This window comes from Acidovorax sp. GW101-3H11, assembly GCF_001633105.1.
Lineage (GTDB): Bacteria > Pseudomonadota > Gammaproteobacteria > Burkholderiales > Burkholderiaceae_C > Acidovorax.
On the sequence record NZ_LUKZ01000014.1, the window covers coordinates 16,319 to 40,347 of the forward strand.

General features: G+C 66.2%; 20 protein-coding genes and 1 other annotated feature. Of the genes, 8 read left to right on the forward strand and 12 right to left on the reverse strand.

Annotation, left to right across the window (positions count from 1 at the left end; genetic code table 11):
- Positions 1-89: 89 nt before the first annotated feature.
- Positions 90-1,649 carry a murein biosynthesis integral membrane protein MurJ gene (gene murJ / locus A1D30_RS15295; protein WP_063461593.1) on the reverse strand — a complete coding sequence of 520 codons (1,560 nt, stop codon included), beginning with the start codon at positions 1,647-1,649 and terminating at the stop codon, positions 90-92.
- A 188-nt stretch (positions 1,650-1,837) separates the two neighbouring features.
- Between murJ and rpsT the strand changes: the two genes are divergently transcribed.
- The gene (gene rpsT / locus A1D30_RS15300; protein ID WP_015015385.1) at positions 1,838-2,140 is read left to right on the forward strand and encodes a 30S ribosomal protein S20; all 303 of its coding nucleotides are present in this window, start codon (positions 1,838-1,840) and stop codon (positions 2,138-2,140) included.
- A gap of 197 nt (positions 2,141-2,337) precedes the next feature.
- A complete protein-coding gene (locus tag A1D30_RS15305; RefSeq protein ID WP_199865997.1) occupies positions 2,338-3,543 on the forward strand; it encodes an ATP-binding protein in 1,206 nt (401 codons plus the stop codon).
- An 18-nt stretch (positions 3,544-3,561) separates the two neighbouring features.
- Here the strand turns inward: A1D30_RS15305 and A1D30_RS15310 are convergent, their stop codons facing one another.
- On the reverse strand, positions 3,562-3,885 hold the full coding sequence (locus tag A1D30_RS15310; RefSeq protein ID WP_063461595.1) for a DUF3579 domain-containing protein: 324 nt from the start codon (positions 3,883-3,885) through the stop codon (positions 3,562-3,564).
- A gap of 240 nt (positions 3,886-4,125) precedes the next feature.
- Here A1D30_RS15310 and A1D30_RS15315 point away from each other — a divergent pair, with 240 nt between their 5' ends.
- From A1D30_RS15315 to A1D30_RS15325, 3 genes are all read left to right on the forward strand, one after another.
- Complete coding sequence (locus tag A1D30_RS15315) at positions 4,126-5,322, forward strand: aspartate aminotransferase family protein (RefSeq protein ID WP_063461596.1); 1,197 nt, start codon at positions 4,126-4,128, stop codon at positions 5,320-5,322.
- A 23-nt stretch (positions 5,323-5,345) separates the two neighbouring features.
- A complete protein-coding gene (gene argF / locus A1D30_RS15320; protein WP_063461680.1) occupies positions 5,346-6,305 on the forward strand; it encodes an ornithine carbamoyltransferase in 960 nt (319 codons plus the stop codon).
- Positions 6,306-6,431: 126 nt separating this feature from the next.
- Positions 6,432-7,112, forward strand: a complete 681-nt coding sequence (locus tag A1D30_RS15325; RefSeq protein WP_063461597.1) for a hypothetical protein — start codon at positions 6,432-6,434, stop codon at positions 7,110-7,112.
- 90 nt (positions 7,113-7,202) lie between these two features.
- On the opposite strand, the gene A1D30_RS24825 is transcribed toward A1D30_RS15325, so the two are convergent.
- From A1D30_RS24825 to A1D30_RS15335, 3 genes are read right to left on the reverse strand one after another with little or no spacing between them, the layout of a single operon-like run.
- A complete protein-coding gene (locus A1D30_RS24825) occupies positions 7,203-7,445 on the reverse strand; it encodes a hypothetical protein (protein WP_082836477.1) in 243 nt (80 codons plus the stop codon).
- Between the two features lie 14 nt (positions 7,446-7,459).
- A complete protein-coding gene (locus A1D30_RS15330) occupies positions 7,460-9,385 on the reverse strand; it encodes a ferrous iron transporter B (protein ID WP_063461598.1) in 1,926 nt (641 codons plus the stop codon).
- Positions 9,382-9,711 (reverse strand): FeoA family protein, encoded by a 330-nt coding sequence (locus tag A1D30_RS15335; RefSeq protein WP_063461681.1) that lies wholly within the window; start codon positions 9,709-9,711, stop codon positions 9,382-9,384. The genes A1D30_RS15330 and A1D30_RS15335 overlap by 4 nt, the downstream gene beginning before the upstream one ends.
- Positions 9,712-9,942: 231 nt before the next feature.
- On the opposite strand from A1D30_RS15335, the gene A1D30_RS15340 reads away from it, so the two are divergent.
- Both A1D30_RS15340 and A1D30_RS15350 read left to right on the forward strand, forming a co-directional pair.
- On the forward strand, positions 9,943-10,383 hold the full coding sequence (locus A1D30_RS15340; protein WP_063461599.1) for a hypothetical protein: 441 nt from the start codon (positions 9,943-9,945) through the stop codon (positions 10,381-10,383).
- Between the two features lie 351 nt (positions 10,384-10,734).
- A protein-coding gene (locus tag A1D30_RS15350; RefSeq protein WP_109790961.1) for an IS3 family transposase occupies positions 10,735-11,969 on the forward strand; the annotation gives its coding sequence in 2 pieces (ribosomal slippage) (positions 10,735-11,023 and positions 11,023-11,969; 1,236 coding nt in all).
- Positions 11,013-11,129: a sequence feature (AL1L pseudoknot), on the forward strand. Its footprint overlaps the gene before it by 117 nt.
- Positions 11,970-12,247: 278 nt before the next feature.
- Here the strand turns inward: A1D30_RS15350 and A1D30_RS25550 are convergent.
- The 7 genes from A1D30_RS25550 to A1D30_RS15385 all read right to left on the reverse strand — a co-directional run bounded on the left by A1D30_RS25550 (position 12,248) and on the right by A1D30_RS15385 (position 23,512).
- Entirely contained in the window at positions 12,248-12,877 is a 630-nt protein-coding gene (locus tag A1D30_RS25550; protein WP_131798468.1) for a hypothetical protein, read from the reverse strand.
- A gap of 9 nt (positions 12,878-12,886) precedes the next feature.
- Entirely contained in the window at positions 12,887-14,215 is a 1,329-nt protein-coding gene (locus A1D30_RS15355) for an O-acetylhomoserine aminocarboxypropyltransferase/cysteine synthase family protein (protein WP_063461602.1), read from the reverse strand.
- 60 nt (positions 14,216-14,275) lie between these two features.
- Positions 14,276-14,791, reverse strand: coding sequence for a CoA-binding protein (locus A1D30_RS15360; protein ID WP_063461603.1), 516 nt, complete (start codon positions 14,789-14,791; stop codon positions 14,276-14,278).
- An 808-nt stretch (positions 14,792-15,599) separates the two neighbouring features.
- Positions 15,600-16,208: a thioredoxin family protein gene (locus A1D30_RS15370; protein ID WP_063461605.1), complete on the reverse strand. Its 609-nt coding sequence runs from the start codon at positions 16,206-16,208 to the stop codon at positions 15,600-15,602.
- Positions 16,209-16,254: 46 nt separating this feature from the next.
- Positions 16,255-18,507, reverse strand: a complete 2,253-nt coding sequence (locus A1D30_RS15375) for a thioredoxin family protein (protein WP_063461606.1) — start codon at positions 18,505-18,507, stop codon at positions 16,255-16,257.
- A 246-nt stretch (positions 18,508-18,753) separates the two neighbouring features.
- On the reverse strand, positions 18,754-22,584 hold the full coding sequence (locus tag A1D30_RS15380; RefSeq protein WP_063461682.1) for a DUF748 domain-containing protein: 3,831 nt from the start codon (positions 22,582-22,584) through the stop codon (positions 18,754-18,756).
- Between the two features lie 175 nt (positions 22,585-22,759).
- Positions 22,760-23,512 carry an alanyl-tRNA editing protein gene (locus tag A1D30_RS15385; RefSeq protein WP_063461607.1) on the reverse strand — a complete coding sequence of 251 codons (753 nt, stop codon included), beginning with the start codon at positions 23,510-23,512 and terminating at the stop codon, positions 22,760-22,762.
- Positions 23,513-23,648: 136 nt separating this feature from the next.
- Here A1D30_RS15385 and A1D30_RS15390 point away from each other — a divergent pair, with 136 nt between their 5' ends.
- On the forward strand, positions 23,649-23,990 hold the full coding sequence (locus A1D30_RS15390) for a hypothetical protein (RefSeq protein ID WP_242421912.1): 342 nt from the start codon (positions 23,649-23,651) through the stop codon (positions 23,988-23,990).
- The last annotated feature ends 39 nt before the right edge of the window (positions 23,991-24,029 follow it).

Below are 24,029 nucleotides of genomic sequence, written 5' to 3' on the forward strand. Positions count from 1 at the left end.
TTTTAAGCGTCACGCTGGTCAGCGTCAATCGACAGAAAACCCGTCTTGACAGGGCATTTGTGATCTTTGGGGCAATATGCCACGGTGTTTCAGCGCCGCAGCATCTGGCGCAGCTTGAGGCCCGCCGCCCACAGCGCACCAAAGTACAGCACGGCGGCCGCCACCATCAGCGCGGCCAGCAGGCCGATGCGCTGCCAGGATTTTCCGCGCATCTCCACCCAGTCGAAATACTGCGCGCCCCACACCAGCAGCACGGCCAGCAAGGCGCTTGCGGCAATCACCTGCAGGGCAAACCTGCCCCAGCCCGGCAGGGGCTTGTAGCTGCCGCGCCGCAGCAGGCCCACCAGCAGCCAGGTGGCATTGATGAGTGCGCCGATGCCAATGGTCAGCGTCAAGGCCGCGTGCTGCAGGTAGGGCACGAGCACGAGGTTCATCAGCTGCGTGAGCACCAGCACCGCCACGGCAATCAGCATGGGCGTGCGCATGTCGTGCTTGGCATAGAAGCCCGGCGCCAGCACCTTGATGGCCACGATGCCTACCAGGCCCGCACCATAGCCCGTGAGCGCCAGCGTGGTCTTGCGCACGTCTTCGTCGCCAAACGCGCCGTAGTGGTACAGCACCGCCACCAGCGGCTCGGAGAACACCAACAGTGCCACCATGCAGGGCACCGACAGCAGCACGACCAGGCGCAGCCCCCAGTCGAGCATGGCCGAGTAACGCTCGTCGTCCTGCTTGGCACGGGCGCTGGCCAGCTGCGGCATCAGCACCACGCCCAGCGCCACGCCCAGCAAGGCGGTGGGCAGCTCCATCAGGCGGTCGGCATAGGTAATCCAGCTCACGCTGCCCGTGGCCAGGTGCGAGGCGATCTGCGTGTTGATGAGCAGCGAGATCTGCGCCACGCTCACGCCCAGCAGCGCGGGCAGCATCAGGCCCGCCACCTTGCGGGTGGTAGGGTCGGCCCAGGCCGCGCGGATGGCCGCCCAGCGCACGCCGATGCGCGGCAGCAACCCCAGGCGCAGCAGCGCGGGCACCTGGATGGCCAGCTGCAGCAGGCCGCCCAGCATCACGCCCGCCGCCTGGGCATAGATGGGCTCGATGCCGTAGCGCGCGAACAAAGGCGCGCCCAGCGTGATGGACAGGATGAGCGCGATGTTGAGCAGTACCGGCGAGGCGGCGGGCACCGCAAACTTCTTCCAGGTGTTGAGAATGCCCCCGGCCAGCGCGACCAGCGACATGAAGCCGATATAGGGGAACATCCAGCGTGTCATGGTGACGGCGGCATCAAACCCCTGGGGCTGCAGCCCGCTGGCCATGGCCCACACCATCCAGGGCGCGCCCAGCACCCCGGCGATGCACAGCAGCACCAGCGTCCAGGCCAGCAGCGTGGCCACATGGTCAATCAGCGCCCGGGCACCGTCGTCGCCCTCTTGCGCGCGGGTAGCGGCCAGCACGGGCACAAAAGCCTGGCTGAAAGCCCCTTCTCCCAGCACGCGGCGGAACAGGTTGGGAATGCGGAACGCCACGTTGAAGGCGTCCGTCATGGCGCTGACCCCGAAGACGGAGGCCATGAGCAGCTCGCGCACCAGCCCGGTGATGCGGGAGGCGAGGGTCAGCAGGGAGACGGTGGAGGCGGCTTTGAATAACGACACCGCAAGAAGTGTAGCCCTGGATGGTCGCCCGCCCGGATGGCGCCCTCGGTGGCCCGGCCAAGCCCTTTCAAAGGGAACCCTGGCGACGGCGCCGCACCGGCTTCCGGCGAGGTGGTGGTAAAAATCCCTCTCTGGGCTATAATCGCTGGCTTTGCTGGCAACATCCACAGACCCAAGGAATATTCATCATGGCATCCGCTAAACCCAAAAAGAAGAACCCCCGCCTCGCTTCGGGCCGTAAGCGCGTCCGTCAGGACGTCAAGATCAACGCCGCGAACACCTCGCTGCGTTCCAAGTACCGTACCGCTGTCAAGAACGTCGAAAAGGCTGTTCTGGCTGGCGACAAGACCAAGGCGACCGAACTGTTCGCCAAGATGCAAGCCGTGGTGGACACCGTGGCCGACAAGGGCATCTTCCACAAGAACAAGGCTGCTCGCGACAAGAGCCGTCTGTCTGCCAAGGTGAAAGCCCTGGCACCCGCAGCCGCTTAATCAAATCACCGCCTGCTCCGGCAGGCAAACAGCCCGGACGGCCCCGCCGTTCGCCGTTTGTAACGGGTGCGCTGCCAGCAAAAAAAACGAACAAACCGCCTTCGGGCGGTTTTTTCGTTTCCGGGCCACGCACAGCAGGCTTTACCTCAAATTATTGAATAAGCATAATTATCGGGATTTCATAAAAATCCATAAACATGACCTTCCGCCGCACCGCCCTTGCCGAACAGATGGCCCAGCAGCTGCTCAGGCCCTCGTTCCTGGACACCTCGCTGCGCTCCGGCCTGTTCCTGTCGGGCCAGCGGCGTGTGGGCAAGACCACCTTCCTGGCCACCGACCTCATCCCCGCGCTGGAGGCCCTGGGCGCCATCGTGGTCTATGTGGACCTGTGGAGCCAGCCCCAGGCCAACCCGGCCGATCTGGTGCACGAGGCCATCCGCAAGACACTCAAAGAACTGCAGATACCTGGCTCGAGCATCCTCAAACGGCTCAAGGAAGTCACCAACCTCGAAGCGGGCGCTGCGGGTTTCAAGTTCGGCTTCAAGCTCGCCGATGTGGGCAAGGACGACGGCGTGAGCCTGGCCCAGGCGTTCCAGGAGCTGATCGACCAGGCCAAAACGGATGTGGTGCTCATCGTGGACGAGGTGCAGCATGCGCTAGGCAGTGCCGATGGCGACCACCTGCTGCACGCACTGAAGGCAGCGCGCGACGCCACCAACACCCGCCCGGGCACACCGGGGCATTTCCTCTTCATCGGCACCGGCTCGCACCGTGCGCGCGTGCAGGAACTCACGCTCAAGGGCAACCAGGCCTTCAACGGCGCGGTGACCAACGAATTCCCCGTGCTGGGGCGGGACTTCATCGACTATGTGCTGGCGCAGGTCCGTCCCCAGCTGGGCGCCATGCTGCCTTCTGCGGAAGTCACCGAAGCCGCCTTTCGCAGCATGGGCAGCCGGCCCGAGGAGCTGATGAAGGCGCTCAACGTGCTGCGCAGCCTGCCGCCGGATGCCCTGCCCGACGAACACCTGCCCACCATCGCGCAGTCGCTGGGTGCCGCAGCGGCCGATGTGGAACTGCAGAAGGTGGAAGCCATGGGCCCGCTGGCCGAAGCCGTGTTCTCGCGCATCTGCAGCATTGGCGGCGATGTGAAGGGCGTGTTCACCGGCGAGGCGCTCAAGGCCTATGCGGCGCAGATTGGCCGCGAAGTCACAGCGCAGGAGGTGCAGGGCATCATCGGCGCGATGACCTCGGCCAACCTGCTCATGCGCGTAAAACACGGGCACTATGGCGTGACGGACCCGTTTGTAGAAAAAGCCTGGATGAACCGGCTGCAGGCCGACCAACTGCTGCGCGCGAGCCCCGCTGGCGATGCGCCCCGGCTGGGTGCAGAAAAAGGAAACTGAGAGGGGAAACCGAGCGCCTCAGCCCTTGGCAGAGGGCGGGTCGGGCAGCAGGCAGGCCTCGGCCACCTGCAGGTTGTTGTCGCGGGCGAAGTTGATCACGAAGTCCCAGGCCATGGGTTCGTGCCCCTGCAGGTCGCGGTGCACCACCACACACTTGATGCCATTGAGCGTGGTGGGAATGCACCAGGGCGAATAGCTCAGGTGGCTGCCGGGCCGCGCACCACCGGGGCGAAAGCTGCTCATCACCCCGGCCAGCCGCTCGGCCCAGTCGCTGGGCCGAAAGGTTTTCCCGTCATGGGTGATGCCCTGAATGAAGACTTCTTTGGAGGAGGGGGAAACCATCGGGGATTGGAGTGGTAGTGAGCGCGCCAGACACAGGATCACTGCATGCTGCACCGCAACGCGTATTCTAACTCTTATATAAGAGCTGGCCCTCTAATCCATCGCCAGCACTGGGAATCTGGCTCAAATCCCTGGTAACAGCCTGCATTGCAGTAATGCGCAATCGTCAACAGACGATCACAGTGCGCGCCCTAGAATCGTGCTTCGTTTTTTGCCACCGTACCGTCTGGAGATTCCCGCATGACCGCTTTCATCGAAGCCGCTTCGCCCCACGTGATGAACACCTACGGCCGCGTGCCGATCGCGCTGGAGCGTGGCCAGGGCTGCCGCGTGTGGGACGTGAACGGCAAGGAATACATCGACGGCCTGGGCGGCATCGCGGTGAACACGCTGGGCCATAACCACGGGAAGCTGGTGCCCGCGCTGCAGGACCAGATCGCCAAGCTGATCCACACCTCCAACTACTACCACGTGCCGTTGCAGGAGAAGCTCGCCACCAAGCTGGTGGAGCTGTCGGGCATGCAGAACGTGTTCTTCTGCAACTCGGGCCTGGAAGCCAACGAGGCGGCCCTGAAGATCGCCCGCAAGTTCGGCGTGGACAAAGGCATCGCCAAGCCCGAGATCGTGGTCTATGAAAAGGCCTTCCACGGCCGCTCCATTGCCACCATGTCGGCCACCGGCAACCCCAAGATCCACAACGGCTTTGGCCCGCTGGTCGAGGGCTTTGTGCGTGTGCCAATGAACGACATCGAGGCCATCAAGCAAGCCACCGAGGGCAACCCCAACGTGGTGGCCGTGTTCTTCGAGACCATCCAGGGCGAAGGCGGCATCAACGGCATGCGCATCGAATACCTGCAGCAGCTGCGCAAGCTGTGCGACGAGCGCGGCTGGCTCATGATGATCGACGAAGTGCAGTGCGGCATGGGCCGCACCGGCAAGTGGTTTGCCCACCAGTGGGCGGGCATCGTGCCCGACGTGATGCCCCTGGCCAAGGGCCTGGGCTCGGGCGTGCCGATTGGCGCGGTGGTGGCGGGCCCCAAGGCCGCCAACGTGCTGCAGCCGGGCAACCACGGCACCACCTTTGGCGGCAACCCGCTGGCCATGCGCGCCGGGGTCGAAACCATTCGCATCATGGAAGAAGACGGCCTGCTGCACAATGCGGCCCAGGTGGGCGACCACCTGCGGGCCGCCCTGCAGCGCGAGCTGGGCAGCCTGCCGGGGGTGAAGGAAATCCGCGGCCAGGGCCTGATGCTGGGCATCGAGCTGAACAAGCCCTGCGGCGCCCTGATTGGCCGCGCGGCCGAAGCGGGCCTCTTGCTGTCGGTCACGGCCGACAGCGTGATCCGCCTGGTGCCGCCGCTGATCCTCACCACCGCCGAGGCCGACGCCATCGTCGCCATACTGACCCCGCTGGTCAAAGCCATCCTGGCTGAATGAAGCTGAAGCAAAGCAAGATTGTCATGACGACGCTGAAACATTACCTGCAGTTCACCGACCTCAACGCCGACGAATACGCCTACCTGTTCGAGCGCGCAGCGCTCATCAAGAAGAAGTTCAAGGCCTACGACAAGCACCACCCGCTGGTGGACCGCACGCTGGCCATGATCTTCGAGAAAGCCAGCACCCGCACGCGCGTGAGCTTCGAGGCAGGCATGTACCAGCTGGGCGGCAGCGTGGTGCACCTGACCACGGGCGACAGCCAGCTGGGCCGCGCCGAGCCCATCGAAGACAGCGCCAAGGTCATCAGCCGCATGACCGACCTGGTGATGATCCGCACCTACGAGCAGGCCAAGATCGAGCGTTTTGCCGCCAACTCGCGCGTGCCGGTCATCAACGGCCTGACCAACGAATACCACCCCTGCCAGATCCTGGCCGACATCTTCACCTTTATCGAGCACCGTGGCCCCAAGGACGGAACCGGCAATCTGACCGATTGCCTCAAGGGCAAGACGGTGGCCTGGGTGGGCGACGGCAACAACATGGCCAACACCTGGGTGCAGGCCGCATCCCTGCTGGGCTTCAAGGTGCATGTGAGCACGCCCCGTGGCTATGAAATTGATGAAAAATTGGCCGCTGGCGCACACGGGATAAGCGCCGACAGCTATCAATTCTTTAGCAACCCCATGGAAGCCTGCCGGGGCGCCGACCTGGTCACCACCGATGTGTGGACCAGCATGGGCTACGAGGCCGAGAACGAAGCGCGCAAGAAGGCCTTTGCCGACTGGTGCGTGGACACCGAGATGATGGCCGCCGCCCAGCCCGACGCCCTCTTCATGCACTGCCTGCCCGCCCACCGGGGCGAAGAGGTCGAGGCCGACGTGATCGACGGGCCGCAGTCGGTGGTGTGGGATGAGGCAGAAAACAGGATGCACGTGCAGAAGGCACTCATGGAGTACCTATTGCTCGGCCGCGTCGCCTGATACCGATATGCGTTAAAAAATACAGATCCGTTCACGCTGAGCGTGTCGAAGCGCCGCGCGAGGCTTCGACAAGCTCAGCCCGAACGGTTCCGGTAGATCGAACGCGAACCCCTCCGACACATCCCCATGCCCTGGCGCCGCCAGCCCGCCCACACTACTGAACTGCTCGCGCACTGGCAGTCGCTGGGCCAAGCGCTGGACCGGGACACTCCCGCCTGGCGTGCCGAGGGCAGGCGCCTGCTGCGCAGCTGGGCCCGCTGGCCCCGGGCCTACCACGACACCACGCACCTGCGGGCCTGCCTGCGGCACCTGCAGGCGGTGCAAGAGCAGCAGCCCCGCGCGCTCCACAACCCCCATGCCGTGGCCCTGGCCCTCTGGTACCACGACGCGATCTACTGGCCGTGGAGCGGACACAACGAGGCGCGCAGCGCCGACTGGGCGCGCCAGTTCCTGCTCAGCCAAGGGCTCCCCACCACACTGACCGAGGCCGTGCACCAGCATGTGATGGACACCCGCCACACCCCCGGCCCGCTCACGGGCGACGCGCTGTGGGTGGTGGACATCGACCTGGCCATCCTCGGCCAGAGCGATGCGGTGTACCGCGAGTTCGAACGCAATGTGCGGCGCGAATACTTCTTTGTGCGCTGGCCGCGCTATGTGGCGGGGCGCAGCGCGGTGCTGCAGGGCTTTCTGGACCGCCCGCACATCTACGGCACGGGCTACTTTGCGCGGCGCTACGAGGCGCAGGCGCGCACCAATCTGCAGCAGGCGCTGCACGCGCTGGGCGAAGGCAGGCTGTACCCGTAGCAGGCCACAAAGGTGCGGACTTTTATGAAGAAAAACAGGCCTTACCGCGCACCTACAAAGCGCAGACAGCTATTAAAAATATAGCAATCTCTACGCCACAGGCCTGCGCGGTGCTGGCATGGCCATTGGCTTTTCAGCACCCGCCCCGGGCGGCACCCCACAGCTGCCGCAACGGTTGCACCCTCCTTCATCGCCCCCGCCACAACCGGGCGCCTGGGCCAGCCCCGGGTGCACCCGGCCCAGCCCCCGGCGCCAGCGCGCGGGCAGGTAGCGCCACAGCACATAGAGCGCGGCAGCAGCGACGATCAGACCAACGATCAGTTGCTGGGCCATAAGCACCTTTCCCCTCAGCCGCCGCCCAGCGCCAGCGCCACACGGTAGGTCACAAAACTGGCGGCATACGCCATGGCAAACAGGTACCCCACCATGAGCAGCGGGTAGCGCCAGCCATTGGTCTCGCGCCGCACGGCGGCGATGGTGGAGATGCACTGGGGCGCAAACACATACCAGGCCATCAGCGACAGCGCCGTGGCCAGCGACCACGAACCCGCCACCAGCGCGCCCAGCTGGTTGGCCACCTCGTCGCCCGTGGCAGACAGTGCGTACACCGTGCCCAGCGCGCTCACCGCCACCTCGCGCGCCGCCATGCCGGGCACCAGGGCGATGGCGATCTGCCAGTTGAAGCCGATGGGCGCCACGATCACCTCCAGCCAGCGGCCCAACTGGCCCGCAAAGCTGTAGGTGATGGCCGCCTGGGTGGCGCCTTCCGGCGCGCCGGGGTAGGTGGACAAAAACCACAGCAGCACGGTGACGGCCAGAATGATGCCGCCCACGCGCTTGATGAAGATCACCGCCCGCTCGTACAGGCCAAACGCCAGGCCCCGCGCGCTGGGCCAGCGGTAGGCGGGCAGCTCCATCATCAGCGGCGTGGGCCGCGTGTCGCTGCGGGCCAGCTTGGCCACCGCCGCCACGGCCATGGCGCTGGCAATGCCCGCCACATACAGCGCAAACAGCACCACGCCCTGCAGGTTGAACACCCCCGCCACCGTGCGCTCGGGGATGAAGGCCGCAATCAGCAGCGCATACACCGGCAGGCGTGCCGAGCAAGTCATGAGCGGGGCGATCATGATGGTCACCAGCCGGTCGCGCCAGTGGGTGATCGAGCGCGTGGCCATCACACCCGGCACGGCGCACGCAAAGCTCGACAGCAGCGGGATGAACGAGCGGCCCGACAGGCCCACCGTGCCCATCACGCGGTCCAGCAAGAACGCCGCACGCGGCAGGTAGCCCGAGTCTTCGAGCGCCAGAATGAACAGGAACAGAAACAGAATCTGCGGCAAAAACACCAGCACCCCGCCCGCGCCCGCCAGCACCCCATCGGTCAGCAGGCTGCGCAAGGGGCCGTCGGCCATGTGGGTGTTGACCAATGCCGCCAGTCCGCCCATTCCGTCCTCGATCCACGACTTGGGCAACTCGGCCCAGCTGAACACCGCCTGGAACATCAAGAACAGCGTGGCGGCCAGGACCAGCAGGCCCCACACCGGGTGCAGCACCACCGCGTCGATGCGGTCGTCGGCGCGCAGGCTCACCACGGGCACGCGCACCGCCAGCTCCAGAATGCGCCGCACCTCCTGGTGCGTGCGGATGACGTCGTTCTGCGCCTCCAGGTCATTCGCGTCCAGTCGCGCCGCAGCATCGGGCGCCACCACCGGGCGCTGCAGCTGCTGCAGTTTCGCGCCGTCCAGCCACTGCACCAGCTCCTGGGCGCCATCCCTGCGCACGCCCACGGTGGCCAGCACTGGCATGCCCAGTTCGCGCGCCAGCGCCTCGCGGTCGATCTCTATGCCCTGGCGCCGGGCCACGTCCATCATGTTGAGCACCAGCACCATGGGCAGGCCCAGGGCGCGGGCCTCCAGCACCAGGCGCAGGTTCAGGCGCAGGTGGGTGGCATCGGTCACGCACACCAGCACATCGGGCACCGGCTCACCCACGCGCCGACCGCGCACGATGTCGCGTGTGATGGCCTCGTCCAGACTGTGCGCGTGCAGGCTGTAGGCGCCGGGCAGGTCCAGCACCCGCACACTGCGGCCCGCAGCGGTCTGAAGCAGGCCCTCCTTGCGCTCCACCGTCACGCCCGCGTAGTTGGCCACCTTCTGGCGCGCACCGGTGAGCAGGTTGAACAGCGCGGTCTTGCCGCAGTTGGGGTTGCCCAGTAACGCAATGCGCAAGGGGGCATCAGACGAGGGCATGGACGCTGCCGTGGGTGCGTTCATGCCGCCTCCTCCAACGCCCGCCCGGAGGCATCCAGCCGCTGCACCTCCACCATGGACGCCTCTTGCCTGCGCAGCGCAAACGTGACCTGCCCCACGCGCACCGCGATGGGGTCGCCCCCCACCCCGCCGCGCGCCACCACGCGCACGGTTTCACCGGGCAGAAAGCCGATTTCCAGCAGGCGCAGCAGAACGCTGTGCTCCTGCGCATCGCGGGCGGGCAGCAGCCCGGTCACCAGCGCCTGGGCGCGCAGGGGCAGCGTGTCCAGGCCGGTGGATGCAGAGCGCCCGGCACGCTGATGCAGCAGCGCAGCCGCGCCATGGTCCATGGCTTTCATGGGGGAATGCCTTGTTGTGAATGATATTGATTCTCAATTTTATCAATATCACCGTCCTAGCGCTGAGGGCAAGGCGCAGAGTCTGATCCAGAGCAAACCCAGTTCCAGGCGCTGTGCGACGCCCGCACGTGTCACACGAGCCTGGCGGGAGCCAAGCCAGTATGTGTGTGAAGGCAGAATCCAGCCAGGGGCAGAAATTGACACACTCGTCGAGGAAAAGACATGGAGCGTTGGGAGATCGTGGAGCGCAGAGTTCTCGTGGTGGTAGGCATTGCCTTGATTGCGCTCGCTGTGTGGCTGGCAACAGACACGGAGAGCGTGCTCTTCGCAGTACTGCTGGCACCCATCATTTTCTGGGTCTTCTGGCAGGCATTTTTTGAAGACAAGCGAGGCTCCTCCGAGCCCGTCTCTGGCGCTGAGCGCCTGCTCTACGGGACGTACCTCTGGGTGAGGCGCCTGGTTCTTGGAGGCTGTGCACTGTTACTGCTAGGGCTTGCCATAGTGGCATTCAAGATGTCGCAGGACCTCACGACGACTCTTCTCATCGCCGGGCTTTCCATGTTTGTCGGCTGGGTTGCCATCTTTGGCGCAGGGAATGAGAAGTCAATGTCAGACGACCTCCGCACCCACCGTGAACGTCGAAAGCGCTATCGAAAGCCCTAATGGCGGCTTCGGGCCCTGAGCCGACGCTTTACCCATTCCTTAAAGCGGTCACTTATCCAAAACTCGGCTTGATCGCAGCCCGAAACGAGCCGGTGGAGAGCCCAGTCCCTGCCGTCTGGCAAGCTATAGTTTGCTGAGTCGTCAGAAGGCATGAACCGCCCCGGATTTTGAGGAGGCTCCAACTCTTGAGAAGATGGAGCCATGAACAAGTCACCGAAGTTCTCCCCGGAAGTCCGCGAACGCGCCGTTCGCATGGTGCAGGAGCACCGAGCCGACTACCCGTCGCTGTGGGCAGCCATTNTGAACCGCCCCGGATTTTGAGGAGGCTCCAACTCTTGAGAAGATGGAGCCATGAACAAGTCACCGAAGTTCTCCCCGGAAGTCCGCGAACGCGCCGTTCGCATGGTGCAGGAGCACCGAGCCGACTACCCGTCGCTGTGGGCAGCCATTGAATCGATTGCGCCCAAGATTGGCTGCGTGCCGCAGACCTTGAACGACTGGGTCAAGAAGGCCGAGGTCGACAGCGGCCAGCGCCCCGGCACCACCACGTCAGAAGCCCAGCGCATCAAAGAGCTGGAACGTGAGGTCAAAGAGCTGCGCCGGGCCAATGACATCCTGAAGACGGCCAGTGCTTTTTTTGCGCAGGCGGAGCTCGACCGCCGACTCAAGTCGTGAAGGCCTACATCGACCGCCACCGTGATGACTACGGGGTCGAGCCCGTCTGCAGGGTGCTGCAGATGGCCCCGTCGTGTTACTGGCGCCACGCAGCCCGGCAACGCAATCCGCAAATGCGCAGTCAACGCGCCCAGCGTGATGAGGGCTTGAAGGCCGACATCCAGCGCGTGTGGCACGCCAACTGGCAGGTTTATGGGGCCGATAAGGTCTGGCTGCAGATGAACCGCGAGGGCGTCCCGGTGGCGCGCTGCACGGTCGAACGATTGATGCGCGCCATGGGGTTGCAAGGAGCACGTCGTGGCAAGACGGTGCGCACCACCACGCCGGACAAATCAGCACCGTGCCCGCTGGACCACGTCAACCGGCACTTCCATGCCAGCCGGCCCAACGAGCTGTGGGTGTCGGACTTCACCTACGTCTCCACCTGGCAGGGCTGGCTGTACGTGGCCTTCGTGGTGGACGTGTACGCCCGGCGCATCGTGGGCTGGCGGGTCAGCCGCAGCATGCAGACGGACTTCGTGCTGGATGCCCTGGAACAGGCTTTGTACGACCGCCAGCCAGCAGCCCATGTCTTGACGCACCATTCGGACAGGGGCAGTCAGTACGTTTCCATTCGCTACACCGAACGCTTGGACCAGGCGGGCATACAGCCCTCGGTGGGCAGCCGGGGCGACAGCTATGACAACGCGCTGGCCGAGACCATCAACGGTCTGTACAAGGCCGAGTTGATTCACCGCCGGGGACCCTGGAAGACCAGGGAATCCGTGGAGCTGGCCACCCTGCAGTGGGTGCACTGGTTCAACCACGTCCGACTGCTCACGCCGATTGGGGGCATCCCTCCGGCAGAGGCTGAGGCAAACTACTGGAGGCAACTCGCCAACATCAACGCCTCGACAGAGGTGTCAACTTAAACCAATCGGCCTCCTTGAAACACGGGGCGGTTCAGCACGTCGTGAATCTCGAAGCATCAGTTCCGCCAAAGGTTATTTCTATCGCGACTCCAGTGGCGGCAGAGAAGACCACCCAAGTTGAGTCAGTGAGGNGTTCAACCACGTCCGACTGCTCACGCCGATTGGGGGCATCCCTCCGGCAGAGGCTGAGGCAAACTACTGGAGGCAACTCGCCAACATCAACGCCTCGACAGAGGTGTCAACTTAAACCAATCGGCCTCCTTGAAACACGGGGCGGTTCAATCTCTAAACTGAGGTTGAGTCAGCGCAACCTCTAAGAGAGAAGAAGTTGTCGGAGTACAGACGCTAATCTGCCCGTCGGGGTATGGGCGCTCGGGCTTTCCAGATTTGTTCCATAGGAACAAATCTAGGTCGTCCTGGATTGAACTGTGTACTCTAGCTCCAGTAGGAATCCACCGGCTGCCGAACAGATCAAACCCGTCAAAAAGACGTGTCTTCCACTCCCTAAAGTGCTCGTAGACCGAAGTACTGATTTCGGCGACTTGATCAGGAAGAACATCGAACTGAAGCAGCGCGCGGCTTATCTCAGGAAGGCCACCAGGATATTGATTGACGAATCTGCGGCCCCACAACATTTGCCTATCCCCACTTTTCCACGTCTTGGCGCTGGCTGGGGGCACTAGAGGTTCGTGCAATGGGTCTGACGGACGGCCCGATTCGATGGGCAGGGAAGGGAGCTCAAAGTGCCCTTGGGCTTGGCCGATGCGAATCTGAAAGACGCTACCGAGCGCCTCTGTTTGGCAGAGCAACGGCTGCTTAAATTCAACGATTCCGTAGAGGCGACGAGTATTGCCACTCTCATCGGCTACGGCGTCTGAAGTTTTGTGCAGCACAGTGGAGTTGTTCATAGGCTGAGGCTAGGCGGATCCCCCAGTGCGCCCCAGCGCCTGGTCGATGTCCCACAGGATGTCATCCAGGTCTTCAATGCCCACCGACAGCCGCACCATGTCCGCGCTCACCCCCGCGCGGGCCAGTTCTTCTTCGTTCAGCTGGCGGTGCGTGGTCGATGCGGGGTGGATCACCAGCGTTTTTGCATCGCCGATGTTGGCGAGGTGGCTCAAAAACTCGCAGGCGTCGATGAACTTCTCGCCCGCCGTCGCGCCACCCTTCACGCCAAAGGTCAGGATGCCCGAGGCGCCCGGCGCGCCGTCCACGGCGCGGAACTGCTTTTGCGCCAGATCGAAATACGGCGAATCCGACAGCCCTGGATAGTTGACCCACGCCACCTGCGGGTGGCTTTGCAGAAACTTCGCCACGGCCAGCGCATTGCGGCAGTGCTCGCGCATGCGCAGGTGCAGCGTCTCGGCGCCCTGCAGCAGCTGCCACGCGTTCATGGGCGAGAGCACGCCGCCAAAGGTGCGGTTGACCTCCATGCGCGCCTTCATGGTGTAGCCGAAGTCGCCAAACGTCTCGTAGAACTTCACGCCGTGGTACGCACGGCTGGGCTCGACCATCTCGGGGAATTTGCCGTTGTCCCACGGGAATTGGCCGCCCTCCACCACCACGCCGCCCATGGTGGTGCCATGGCCGCCGATGTATTTGGTGGCGCTGTGCACCACGATGTCTGCGCCCAGGGCCAGCGGGTTGCACAGGTAGGGGCTGGCCACGGTGTTGTCGATGATGAGCGGCACGCCGTGCGCATGCGCCACCTCGGCCACGGCCGCGATGTCGAGCACGTTGACCAGCGGGTTGCCGATGGTCTCGCCATACACGGCGCGGGTGTTGGGGCGCATGGCGCGCGCAAAGTTCTCGGGGTCGGCCGGGTCCACAAACGTGGTCTCGATGCCCAGACGCGCAAAGCCCACGCCCAGCTGCCCCACCGTGCCGCCATAGAGCGTGCTGGCCGCCACGATGTGGTCGCCGGTTTTGAGGATGGCCAGCAGCGCCGCCATCTGCGCGGCCATGCCGCTCGCGCAGGCCAGGGCGGCGCGGCCGTTTTCGAGGCTGGCGATGCGCTCCTCGAACACCGCCACCGTGGGGTTGCTGATGCGGCTGTAGACATTGCCAAAGGTCTGCAGGTTGAACAGGCTGCTGGCGTGTTCGGCGTTGTCGAACACAAAGCTGGTGGTCTGGTGGATGGGCGTGGCGCGCGCGCCGGTCACCGGGTCGGGCTGCGCACCCGCGTGGATGGCGCGGGTGCCAAAGCCAAAGGCGCGGTCGGCGCCGGAGGGTGGGTTGGAGGACATGGTTTTGAATAAAAAAGGCCGTTTGCGCGCGATGGGTAAGCGGTTATAGCTATCAAATTGCTAGTAAGGCAGTTGCCGCAGGCGCTTGGCGCTGATGACCCGCGTGTTCACGCCCATCCAGCCCAGGCCCCCAAACAGCCGCGCATGTTCGATCTTCACGCAGCGGTTCTGGATCACCAGCAGCCCGGCGGCCTCGGCGCGTTGCCCGGCCACTTCGTTGAACACGCCCAGCTGCAGCCACAGGCATTGGGCGCCGATGGCGACGGCTTCGTCGGCCAGCGGCGGGATGTCTTCGCTCTTGCGAAAGCAGTCCACCATGTCGATCTTCTGCCCCTGCGCCGCCAGCGCGGCCGCAGCCTCGGTCACGCTGGCGTAGGCGGCCTCACCCAGGATCTGCCCGCCCTCCCGCGCCACCAGCGGGTTGACCGGCACGATGCGGTAGCCATGCGCCTGCATGTACTTGGCTGCAAAGTAGCTGGGGCGGTGCCACTGCGGCGAGAGGCCCACCACCGCGATGGTGCGGCAGGCGGTGAGCAGGTGGCGCAGGGTGCTGATGGTGTCGGGGGTGTGGAGCATGGGGCGATGGGCTATGAAAGGCGGGTGGGGGACGGGGCTGCAGAGTCCGGCGTGTGCAAGCGCTGTTGCCGCTCCACCGAGCGTCGCCACACAACGGCGGCCAGGCAGCCTGCAGCAGCCAACCCGAGCCAGGCGCACCACAGGTATAGCTGGGCCGCCTGCGGGGCGATCCGTACGCTGGCCATGATGGCTATCCCGAAAATCAAGGACGCCCAAAATTGGGGCTTCCGGTAAGGTTGGGGCTGTGCCAGTACAAAGCCGCCGACCCCTTGACCTGTGCGCGGTGTGTAGGGGCGAACAGCGATGAGGAACATCGCTCCCAGTAGCAGCGGAATTAGGAGACCAAACCATCTGCCTAGATGTTCCTCGGCTCCTTCCAGGAGTGGAGTGGGGATGGTGAGCCAGAGCGCATAAGCCATGCCCAATGCGGCGCCCTGAAAACCTGCAGAGAGTTGTGCAGGCTCCACCTCCCGCTTCCATTGCAAGGCTTCTTCGCACAGTGGGCAGGTTGCTAACTCACTCTGGGGCGTGTACCAGCGGGCGTTGCGGGGCACAAGGGTGGTGGCCCAGTGATCAAAGAATCCGTTGCATGCAGGGCAACGGTACCGACCAGCGCCTAGGGCCTTGTTGGAGTTGCTGCTGGTGGGGTACGACAGTTCCTGGTTGCAGGCCTGGCAGATCTCGCGGGCATGCTGGAGCGGGCGGCGGCATTGTTCGCAGTGCATGCCCGCATCTTAGTTGCGCTTGCCAAGGCGCAACAGGGCCGCCGCGCACAGTAGGTAGTGTGGGCGGCGGCGCAATCCCAGGCTCAGGACTTGTACTTGATGCTGCACCCATACGGCGCCGTCGTTGCCGCCGAGATCGGCTTACCCGCCAGCGCTTCGCCCAGCCCCACCGTCACGTAGTTGGTGGCCTTCTCGATGTCGGCCGGGCGGGCCGAGGGAATGCTGTCGATGCCACCCGCGTATACCAGCATGCCCTGCGGGTTGACGATGTACATGTGGGGCGTGGTGCGCGCGCCGTAGCTCTTGCCCACGGTGCCTTCCTCGTCCATCAGCACGGCGGTGGAGGCGGATTTGCGCTCGGTCTTCCAGGCTGCGAGCTTGGCGGGCTCCAGGTAGTCGCTGCTGGCTTTTTCGGTGGAGTTGATGGACAGCCAGACCACGCCCTTACTCGTGGCGTCCTTTTGCGTGGCGGGCATGTTGCCGCTGTCGTAGTGCTTGCGCACGAAGGGGCAGCCGGGGTTGGTCCATTCCAGCACCACGTGTTTGCCCTTGAAGTCCGACAGGCGCACGGTCTTGCCCGAGGTGTCCTTGAGCGTGAAGTCGGGCGCGGGCTGGCCCACGGCGGTGGCGGCCTGGGCGCCCAGTGCGACCAGGGTAGCAGTGGCGATCAACGTACGGCGAAGCAGCTTCATGGCAGGGTCTCCTGAAGGGTTGGCGGGTGGTCGAAAGCAGGGCGGGCTACAGCTGGGCGATGGTGGCGCGCACCTCGTCCACGCTGAGCACCTCGGTCAGCACCACCGGTGGTTTGCCGGGGCGGTAGAACACGTACACGGGCACGCCGCTGCGTCCCAGCGACGCCAGGGCCGCCGTGATGGCGGGGTCACGGCGCGTCCAGTCGGCGCGCAGCAGGGCGACGTTCTTGGTCTGCAGGTCGGCCAGCACATCGGCGTGGGCCAGCGTGGTCTTCTTGTTGTACTGGCAGGTCACGCACCAGGCGGCGGTGAAGTCCACAAACACCGGACGGCCCCCGGCCACGATCTGCTCGGCCGCGCCGGGTGCCCAGGGCTGCCAGCCGGTGGCCGAAGCCTGCGTGGAGGGCGTGGCGGCCTGCGCGGTGGGTATGTGGGTGATGTGCGGCGCAAAGGCCCAGACCAGCAAGGCCATGGCCGCGATGGACACCGTGGCCATCCACACCCGTGCGCGGCCTGCGAGCGACAGTGCCCACACCACCAGCGACAGCCCCACCAGCAGGATCAGCAACGCGCCCGCGCCGTCGATGCCACTTTGCTGGCCCAGCACCCACACCAGCCAGACCACGGTGGCCAGCATGGGGAAGGCCATCAGCTTGCGGAAGGTGTCCATCCACGCGCCAGGGCGGGGCAGGGCACGGGCCACGGCGGGCACAAAGCTGGCCGCCAGGTACGGCAGCGCCAGCCCCAGCCCCAGTGCCGCAAACACGGCGAGCGCCTGGGGAGCGGGCAGCGTGGCGGTGAGGCCCAGGGACGCGCCCATGAACGGCGCGGTGCAGGGTGAGGCCACGGCCACGGCCAGCACGCCGGTGAGGAAGCTGTCGGCCACCGGGTGGCGCGCCTGCAGGCTGGCCACCGAGGACGGCAGGAAATGCCCGAACTCGAACACGCCCGCCAGGTTCAGCGCAATCAGCGTGAACAGCGCCGCCAGCGACGCGACCACGGCGGGCGACTGCAGCTGAAAGCCCCATCCCACCGCCTCGCCCGCCGCGCGCAGGCCCAGCATGAGGGCGCCCAGGGCGATGAACGACAGCACCACGCCTGCTGTGTAGGCGATGCCGCTGATGCGGTGCGCGCGCCGGTCTTGCGCGTGCTGGGTAAAGCCCACCACTTTGATCGCCAGCACCGGGAACACGCAGGGCATGAGGTTAAGAATGAGCCCGCCGAGCAAGGCGCCCAGCAATGCGGCGGTGAGGGTGAGGGACGAGGCGCCGGAGCCCGCAGCCGACGTGACTGCGCCGCCTGCCTGCGCTGCATTCGCCTTGAGTGCGGCCTCCAGTGCGGGCGATACCGCCGTCATTGACGCAACCGGCGGCCAGGTGCCCAGCACCTTCAGCTCGGCACGGTAGCCGTTGCGGGTGTCGGGGCCGGTGGCATGTGCGGGCGACTGCTCGGCCAGCACCACGGGCATCAGGCTGGGGCTGGCGCTGCGCTGGGCTGACAAGGGAATCTGCGCGGTCCACACGCTGCCGTTCCAGCGCTGCTTCCAGCTGGCGGCGTTGTCGATGACCTCGGCGGTCTCGGGGAACAGGTCCAGCGTCTTGCCACGCAGTGCCACGGGCAGGCCCTGCACGCTGACGTTCAAGGTGTTGCCCTCGGCGGCGAGCTGCGCCTGGCTGTCAGGCACGATGCCGGTGGTGCCCGCCAGCACCGGCCGGGGGTGGGCCTGGGCGGAGGCCTCGAATGCGGCGCCGCTCAGTGCCGTGGTGCTCTGGATGGGCAGCTGCAGCGTGAACTCGCCCTCTTCCGGGATGCATTCCTTGCGGCACACCAGCCACGAGGCGCGCAGCTGGATGGTGGCGTCCTTGACCAGCGGGCCGGGCGCAAAACTGCTGGCCACGGTGACGGGCACGGGCAGCAGCACCGTCCCTTCATAGCCATAGTTGGCCAGCGTGCCGATGGGGATCTTCTTGGGCAGGGGCCAGGCGATCTCGCCCGCGTCCAGCCCGGCGGGCAAGGTCCAGGCCAGGTCGGTGGGCAGGCCCGAGTCGCCGGGGTTTTTCCAGTAGGTGTGCCACTCGGGCTGGTGGGTGATCTGCAGGCCCAGCCACAGCGGCTGGCCGGGCGCCACGCCCTGGGGCGCATGGGCCAGCAGCTCGGCACGCACATAGGGTGTGGTGACCACGCTGGTGCCCTGGCCGCTGGTTTTGGGGCTAAATTGGGCGTTTGCGCCCGTCCATAAAGCGCTTGCAGCTATCAAAAACAGAGTAACTGCGAGGCGGTAAAGCGGGCGTGAAGGCATGGTGCAGTGTGGGAGCGGGGCTGGCGATTTTGGTTCCGGCGCTGCCGTCGGTCCGATTCTCGATCCACCATTGTGCTTGGAGCCGTCCACGCCCGTGGAAACTGGCGGGCCAGTACCAGTACCAGTGCCCTCGCGCAAGGGCCGCCCCGTCGCGAAGGCGGCGTATCCAGCGCTTGCGCTGGGGGCGTCCCCCTCCCGCGCAGCGAGAGAGGGGGAAGGCGCCGCAGGCGACTCAGGGGGGGTTGCTCACTGTGTCGCCAGGCTCAAATCCGCACGGGGGGTCCACTTTTCGGGCTGTTTTCCAGCCTTGGGGGCCGCTACAAACAACCGCTCTACTGGCAGCTTCTGCGCCACCAGATAGGCGCGGATCGCCTCGCCGCGCTGCGTGGCCAGTTCGGCGGCCATGGCCTCGGTGGCGGCCTGGTTGGCCAGAAGCAGGGCTTCCATCTCGGGCACGGTGAGCTCCTTGGCCAGGCCGACCAGGTTGCGCGGCTTGGGCATGTCGGCGCGGCGGTAAACCTCCTTGAGCAGGGCGGGGTATTCGGCGGCCGACACGGGGGCGGTGTCGCCCGGGTTGGCGCGGCGCTTTTCGGCCAGCACCCGCTGCTGCAGGCTTTCGCGCTGCAGGCCTTCACGCTCGTCGGCCAAGCTGGCGGTGCCGGTCACGGTGATCTTGAGCGTGGGGCGGTCGGCCAGGGCCTTGGCCACCTTGTCCAGGTTTTGCTGCGCCTCGGGCGTGAGGGTGGCGCTGCCGGGGGCAAAGGGCACGTGGCTCATCTCGTCGCCGCCGCCAAAAGCGCTGGCCAGCAGGCTGAAGGGCGAGGTCAGCGCCTTGCCGATGAGGTTGACGATGATCTTGAAGATCACGGGGCCGATGCGGAACTGCGGGTCGTTGAGCGAGCCGCTGATGGGCAGGTCCAGGTCGATCACGCCCTGGCGGTCGGCCAGCAGGGCCACGGCCAGCTTCACGGGCAGGCTGTTGGGGGCGCCCTCCACGGCCTCGCCAAAGGTCAGCTGGTGCAGCACCAGGCGGTTGCTGGCGGTGAGCTGGCCACTGGGCAGCACCTTGTAGTTCACGTCCACGCTGAGCTTGCCGCGCTCGATGCCGTGGCCCGTGTATTTCACCGCGTAGGGCGTGAGCGGGGGCAGCTCGAGGTCGCGTACCTTGCCGGTGATGTCGAGCGCCAGAGGCTGGGCCAGGGGGTTGAGCTTGCCGGTGATTTCGAGCGAGGCCGAGCCTTCGGCGCGACCGCGCAGCTCCAGGTCGGCCAGCACAGGGTCGCCTCCGGGCGCCTGCGACGAAAACGCGCTGAGCTTGCCGGTCAGCTCGGAGAGGTTGGCCGCGTAGTTGGGCTTGATGAAAAAGTCCGAAAACGCCACCCGGCCATTGACCAGGCTCACCGGCCCGAACAACACCACGGGCGCGAGCGGGTTGGCCTGTGCGACGGCGGCCGGGGCAGAGGCTGCAGGCGCTGCTGCGGTGGCTGTGGGCGCAGCCGCTGTGCTGGCGGGGGGCGTATTGGCCGAAGCGCTGGCGGCATTGGCGGCGCGGGCTTCTTCCGGCGTCTTGGCGATGTCGCTCAGGTTGATGCGGCCGACCTCGTTCACGGTGACGCGCGCAAAAAAGTCCACCAGGCTGGTTTCCTTCACCTCCACGCGCGGCGCGGCGGCGGGGGCTATGGCCACGGCCAGGCCGCGCAGGTTCAGGCTCTTCCAGGCCAGCAGTTCCTCGCCCACCTGGGCCTCGGTCTTGGGGGTGAAGGCGGCCGTGCTGTTGGCCTGCAGGTCTTCGACCACCGCATCGCCCGCCAGGCGCAGGCTGACGCCCTTGTCGGACTGTGCCAGCGCCACCTGGCCCCGGTAGCCCACGTTGGCGCGCAGCAGCTCCACCGACAGCTGGCTGGCCAGGTAGCCGTCCAGCGCGTGCAGCGGCAGGCGCGTGGCCTCCAGCTGGCCCTGTGCCGCCAGGGGCTGCAGGGCCAGCGTGCCCTGGTAGTCGATCTTGCCGGGCGTGGCTTTGTTGCCGCCCTTGCCCGGCGCAGCGGCGCGGGCGGTGAGCGTCAAGGCCTCGGGCTTGCTGCCGTCGCTGGCCAGGTTGCGGGCGGTGATGCCCAGGGCCGTCACGTCCAGAGCCACGGGGCGTGGCTGGGCGTTGTCGGCCAGCGAGATCGTGCCGCCCTGCAGCGAGAAATCGGCCACGCGCAGTTTCCAGGGCGCGGTGTTGCTGGCGGGGGCTGCATCGGCTGTTGTCGTGGCGCTGCCTTGCGCAGTCGGAGGCGTCTTCAGCCAGCGCTCAAACATCCATCGCCCGTCTGCGCCGCGCTCCACCGCCAGTTGCGGCTGGCTGATGGCCAGGCGCTCCAGCGTGGCGGTGCGTGCGTCCAGGGGCACTTCGGCGCCCGCAATCTCCAGCTTGCCCAGGCTGGCCAAGGTGGTCTTGCCCTGCTTGACGGCCAGTTGCTCCAGCGCCAGGGGGCCCGCCTTGACCGTGACGCCCGTGGCGCCTGCCTGCGCGGCCGCTGCGGTGGGGGCTTGCCACAGCACACCCACATCGCCTGTGAGCTGGCCGGTTACCGTGGGCTCCAGCGACTGGGCCAGGTAGGGCGCGGCCAGTTGCAGTGCCAGGGCGTTCAGGGTGGTGTTGACCTGGGCTTTCTGGTCCGTGGCTTCGCCGGTGAAGCTGAGCGTGCTGCCCTGCAGGTTGAGCCCGCCCTTGAAGGTGACGGGCTTGGCGTTGTCTTTGGCAAAAGGCAGGGCGATGTCGGCGGCCTCCAGCGCGAACTCGGTGGCCTGCAAGGCGGCGGCGGGGCGCGTGGTGGCATCGGTCCAGCGCAGGGTGCCGCCGCGCACGGCGGCGGTGGCCACTTCCACCGCCCAGGCGGGGGCGGCTTGGGTCTTGGCCTTGGCTTGGCTTGCAGAGGCAGGTGCTGCACTGGCGCTGGCCGGCGGTGAAGAAGACGCAGGTTCTGCCGAAGATGCAGGCGCCGCAGGCGCGGTGGCCTTGCCCTTGGCCGCAGTGGGCTGCGGGGCGGGCGCTGCCAATTGCGCCAGGTTGATCAGCCCTGCCGCATCGCGCGTGGCGGTGACCACCGGGGCCGTCAGCTCCACATGCTGCAGGCGCACCACCTGCTCCAGCGGGCGTACATCGGCCATGTCGATCTTCAGGCGCTCGTAGCTCAGCAGGTCGGCGCCCTGGCGGTCGGCCATGCGCACACCGCTGGCTTGCACGGTGCCGGTCAGCTTCACGGCCATGCGCGGGTGCTGTTCAAAGGCCACTTTCACATCCGCGTCCAGCGTGGCGCCCAGCACCTTGACGGGCAGATTGGCGGGCAGATAGCCCAGGTAGGGTGCAAGGTTCAGCCCGTCCAGCCGGATTTGTGCATCGGCCTGGCCGGTCTGTGCAAACGGTGTGCCCTGGGCGGACGAGTCAAACCGGCTGCCATCGAGCGCAAACGCCAGGTGGGGCTCCACCTTCACTTCGCGCTGCGAGGGCAGGGTGCTGATGAAAGGCACCTTGAGGGCCAGGTCGCGCACCGTGTGGGTGGCGCCCACGCTGTTGTCAATGAAGTCGATGCTGCCGCCCGTGAGCGCCAGGTTGTACAGCGCCAGGCGCGCAGGGCCTTGGTCGGGCTCCGGTTCGCTTTGGGGCGCGGTGACCTTGGCGATGATGTCGTCCACGTCGTAGCGGCCGTCGCCCAGGTGGGTGATGCGCAGCACGGGGTTGTCGATGGTGAAGGCGTCCACCACAGGTGCCAGGCGCAGCAGCGACTGCAGCTCGCCATCGGCGTAGATGCGGCCAATGGTCAGCTGCGGGGGCGCGCCGTTGGCGCCCGCCACGGCCACGTCACGCAGGGCAAATTCCAGGCTCCAGGGCTGGAAGTCGATGCCGCCCACGGTCACGGTGCGACCCAGTTGCTCGGACGCGATGCGCTCCAGCGGGCCCTTGAGCAGCGGCGGGACGGCCAGCCAGGTGAGCAGCCACAAACCGATCAAACCCGCCAGCGCGCGGACGGCGGGGCGGAACCAGCGGTGCTGGCGCAGGGTGGCGAAAGAGATGGAGCGCAGGGAGATCGGCATGGCGGCAGGCAAGGAGTGGGCGCTGCGCCCCGGGGAGGGCTGGCGAAAAACCAGAGGGGTCGCGCGCGAGCCGCTATTGTCCCCGTTGTGCGTCAGCCGGGGTAAGCCATTGCAACAGGTGGGGGGCTGTGGTTCAAGATTGTTGACAGTGGGGTGCGGCAGCTTTGCGCTGCGCTCACGGGGCGAAGCCCAGCACCACCCTGCGGGTGGTCGCGCTTTTCTTTTCGATTTTCGTCACCACGATGCCGCCAATCTCCGACGTGTTGGCCACATGCGTGCCGCCACAGGGCTGCAGGTCGATCAGCGGCGCGTCGCCCTCCCCGCCGATGCGGATGGTGCGGATGCGCCCCGTGCCACGCGGTGGCTGCACGCTCATGCTTTTGACCAGCGCGGGGTTGGCGTCCAGTTCTTCATCGCTGATCGAGGCCACGGTGAGCGGATGCGCAGCGGCCACAAGGGTGGCGATGGCGGCCGTGAGCTGCTCCTTGTCCAGCGGGTCGGTCATCGCAAAGTCCAGCCGCGCGTAGTCGGGTGTGATGGAGCAGCCGTTGACCAGCTGCGGCACCACATGGCACAGCAGGTGGCTGGTGGTGTGCAGCCGCATCATGCGGTGGCGGCGCTCCCAGTCAATGCGGGCGGTGACGGCCGCACCGGGTGTGAGCTGCGCCACGCGGTCTTCTTGCCCGGGGGCGGGGATGTGCACGATGTCGCTGGTGGGGTTGCCGTCGGCGTCCTTGCCCTTGCGGGTGTCGGCAATGGTGATCGTGGTGCCGTCTGCCAGCACCAGCACACCGCTGTCACCGGCCTGGCCGCCGCCCAGGGGGTAGAACACGGTCTGGTCCAGCACGATGCCGGCATCGGAGGTGGCGGTGATGTGGGCGCTGCATTCGCGCAGGTAGGCGTCTTGGCGGAAGAGGTCGTGGGTCATGCGGTGATGGTAGCGGGATGGGCGGCAGCACGCGGGGCAGGGGCGGGCGCTATGCTGGGCTGCAGGGGTTCTGCCGCCCCATCCCACACCACTCTGCCCACGGCTTGTTATGGATACGCCTTTGCCTTCATCGCCGTTGTCGCCTTCTCCGGCACCGATCTCTCGCGCGGCCGTCTGGGTGTCGCGCACGCTCGATGCGTTGCTGCTGGGCCTGTGCGCGCTGCTGGTGGTGCTGTCGCACTACAGCTTCATGCTGTATTGCGAGAACTTTGGCTGCCTGGGCAAAGGGCTGCTGTGGATGCTGTGGATGCCGTGGGCCGTGTTGGCCACCGTGGGCTGGTTGGTGGCGCTGGTGGTGCGCGCCTGGCAGCGCCGCCGTGGGCTGGGTACGCGGGCCAGCGGGCTGGCGTTTGCACTGGTGTCGGTGATGGGCGCAGGGCACCTTCTGTTCTGGCTGGTTACCACGGTGCTTCGGTAGCCAGCCTGCGGCGTAGGCGGCCGCTGCCGCTGCGACTAC

Bases quoted from the DNA above. Each gene is read 5' to 3' on its own strand.
- rpsT (WP_015015385.1), top strand. From the start codon at position 1,838: ATGGCATCCGCTAAACCCAAAAAGAAGAACCCCCGCCTCGCTTCGGGC.
- A1D30_RS15310 (WP_063461595.1), bottom strand. From the start codon at position 3,885: ATGGTTTCCCCCTCCTCCAAAGAAGTCTTCATTCAGGGCATCACCCAT.
- A1D30_RS15380 (WP_063461682.1), bottom strand. From the start codon at position 22,584: ATGCCGATCTCCCTGCGCTCCATCTCTTTCGCCACCCTGCGCCAGCAC.
- A1D30_RS15330 (WP_063461598.1), bottom strand. From the start codon at position 9,385: ATGAACGCACCCACGGCAGCGTCCATGCCCTCGTCTGATGCCCCCTTG.
- A1D30_RS15370 (WP_063461605.1), bottom strand. From the start codon at position 16,208: ATGAAGCTGCTTCGCCGTACGTTGATCGCCACTGCTACCCTGGTCGCA.
- A1D30_RS25550 (WP_131798468.1), bottom strand. From the start codon at position 12,877: ATGAACAACTCCACTGTGCTGCACAAAACTTCAGACGCCGTAGCCGAT.
- A1D30_RS15305 (WP_199865997.1), top strand. From the start codon at position 2,338: ATGACCTTCCGCCGCACCGCCCTTGCCGAACAGATGGCCCAGCAGCTG.
- A1D30_RS15315 (WP_063461596.1), top strand. From the start codon at position 4,126: ATGACCGCTTTCATCGAAGCCGCTTCGCCCCACGTGATGAACACCTAC.
- argF (WP_063461680.1), top strand. From the start codon at position 5,346: ATGACGACGCTGAAACATTACCTGCAGTTCACCGACCTCAACGCCGAC.
- A1D30_RS15360 (WP_063461603.1), bottom strand. From the start codon at position 14,791: ATGCTCCACACCCCCGACACCATCAGCACCCTGCGCCACCTGCTCACC.
- A1D30_RS15375 (WP_063461606.1), bottom strand. From the start codon at position 18,507: ATGCCTTCACGCCCGCTTTACCGCCTCGCAGTTACTCTGTTTTTGATA.
- A1D30_RS15325 (WP_063461597.1), top strand. From the start codon at position 6,432: ATGCCCTGGCGCCGCCAGCCCGCCCACACTACTGAACTGCTCGCGCAC.
- A1D30_RS15340 (WP_063461599.1), top strand. From the start codon at position 9,943: ATGGAGCGTTGGGAGATCGTGGAGCGCAGAGTTCTCGTGGTGGTAGGC.
- A1D30_RS24825 (WP_082836477.1), bottom strand. From the start codon at position 7,445: ATGGCCCAGCAACTGATCGTTGGTCTGATCGTCGCTGCTGCCGCGCTC.
- A1D30_RS15385 (WP_063461607.1), bottom strand. From the start codon at position 23,512: ATGACCCACGACCTCTTCCGCCAAGACGCCTACCTGCGCGAATGCAGC.
- A1D30_RS15335 (WP_063461681.1), bottom strand. From the start codon at position 9,711: ATGGACCATGGCGCGGCTGCGCTGCTGCATCAGCGTGCCGGGCGCTCT.
- A1D30_RS15355 (WP_063461602.1), bottom strand. From the start codon at position 14,215: ATGTCCTCCAACCCACCCTCCGGCGCCGACCGCGCCTTTGGCTTTGGC.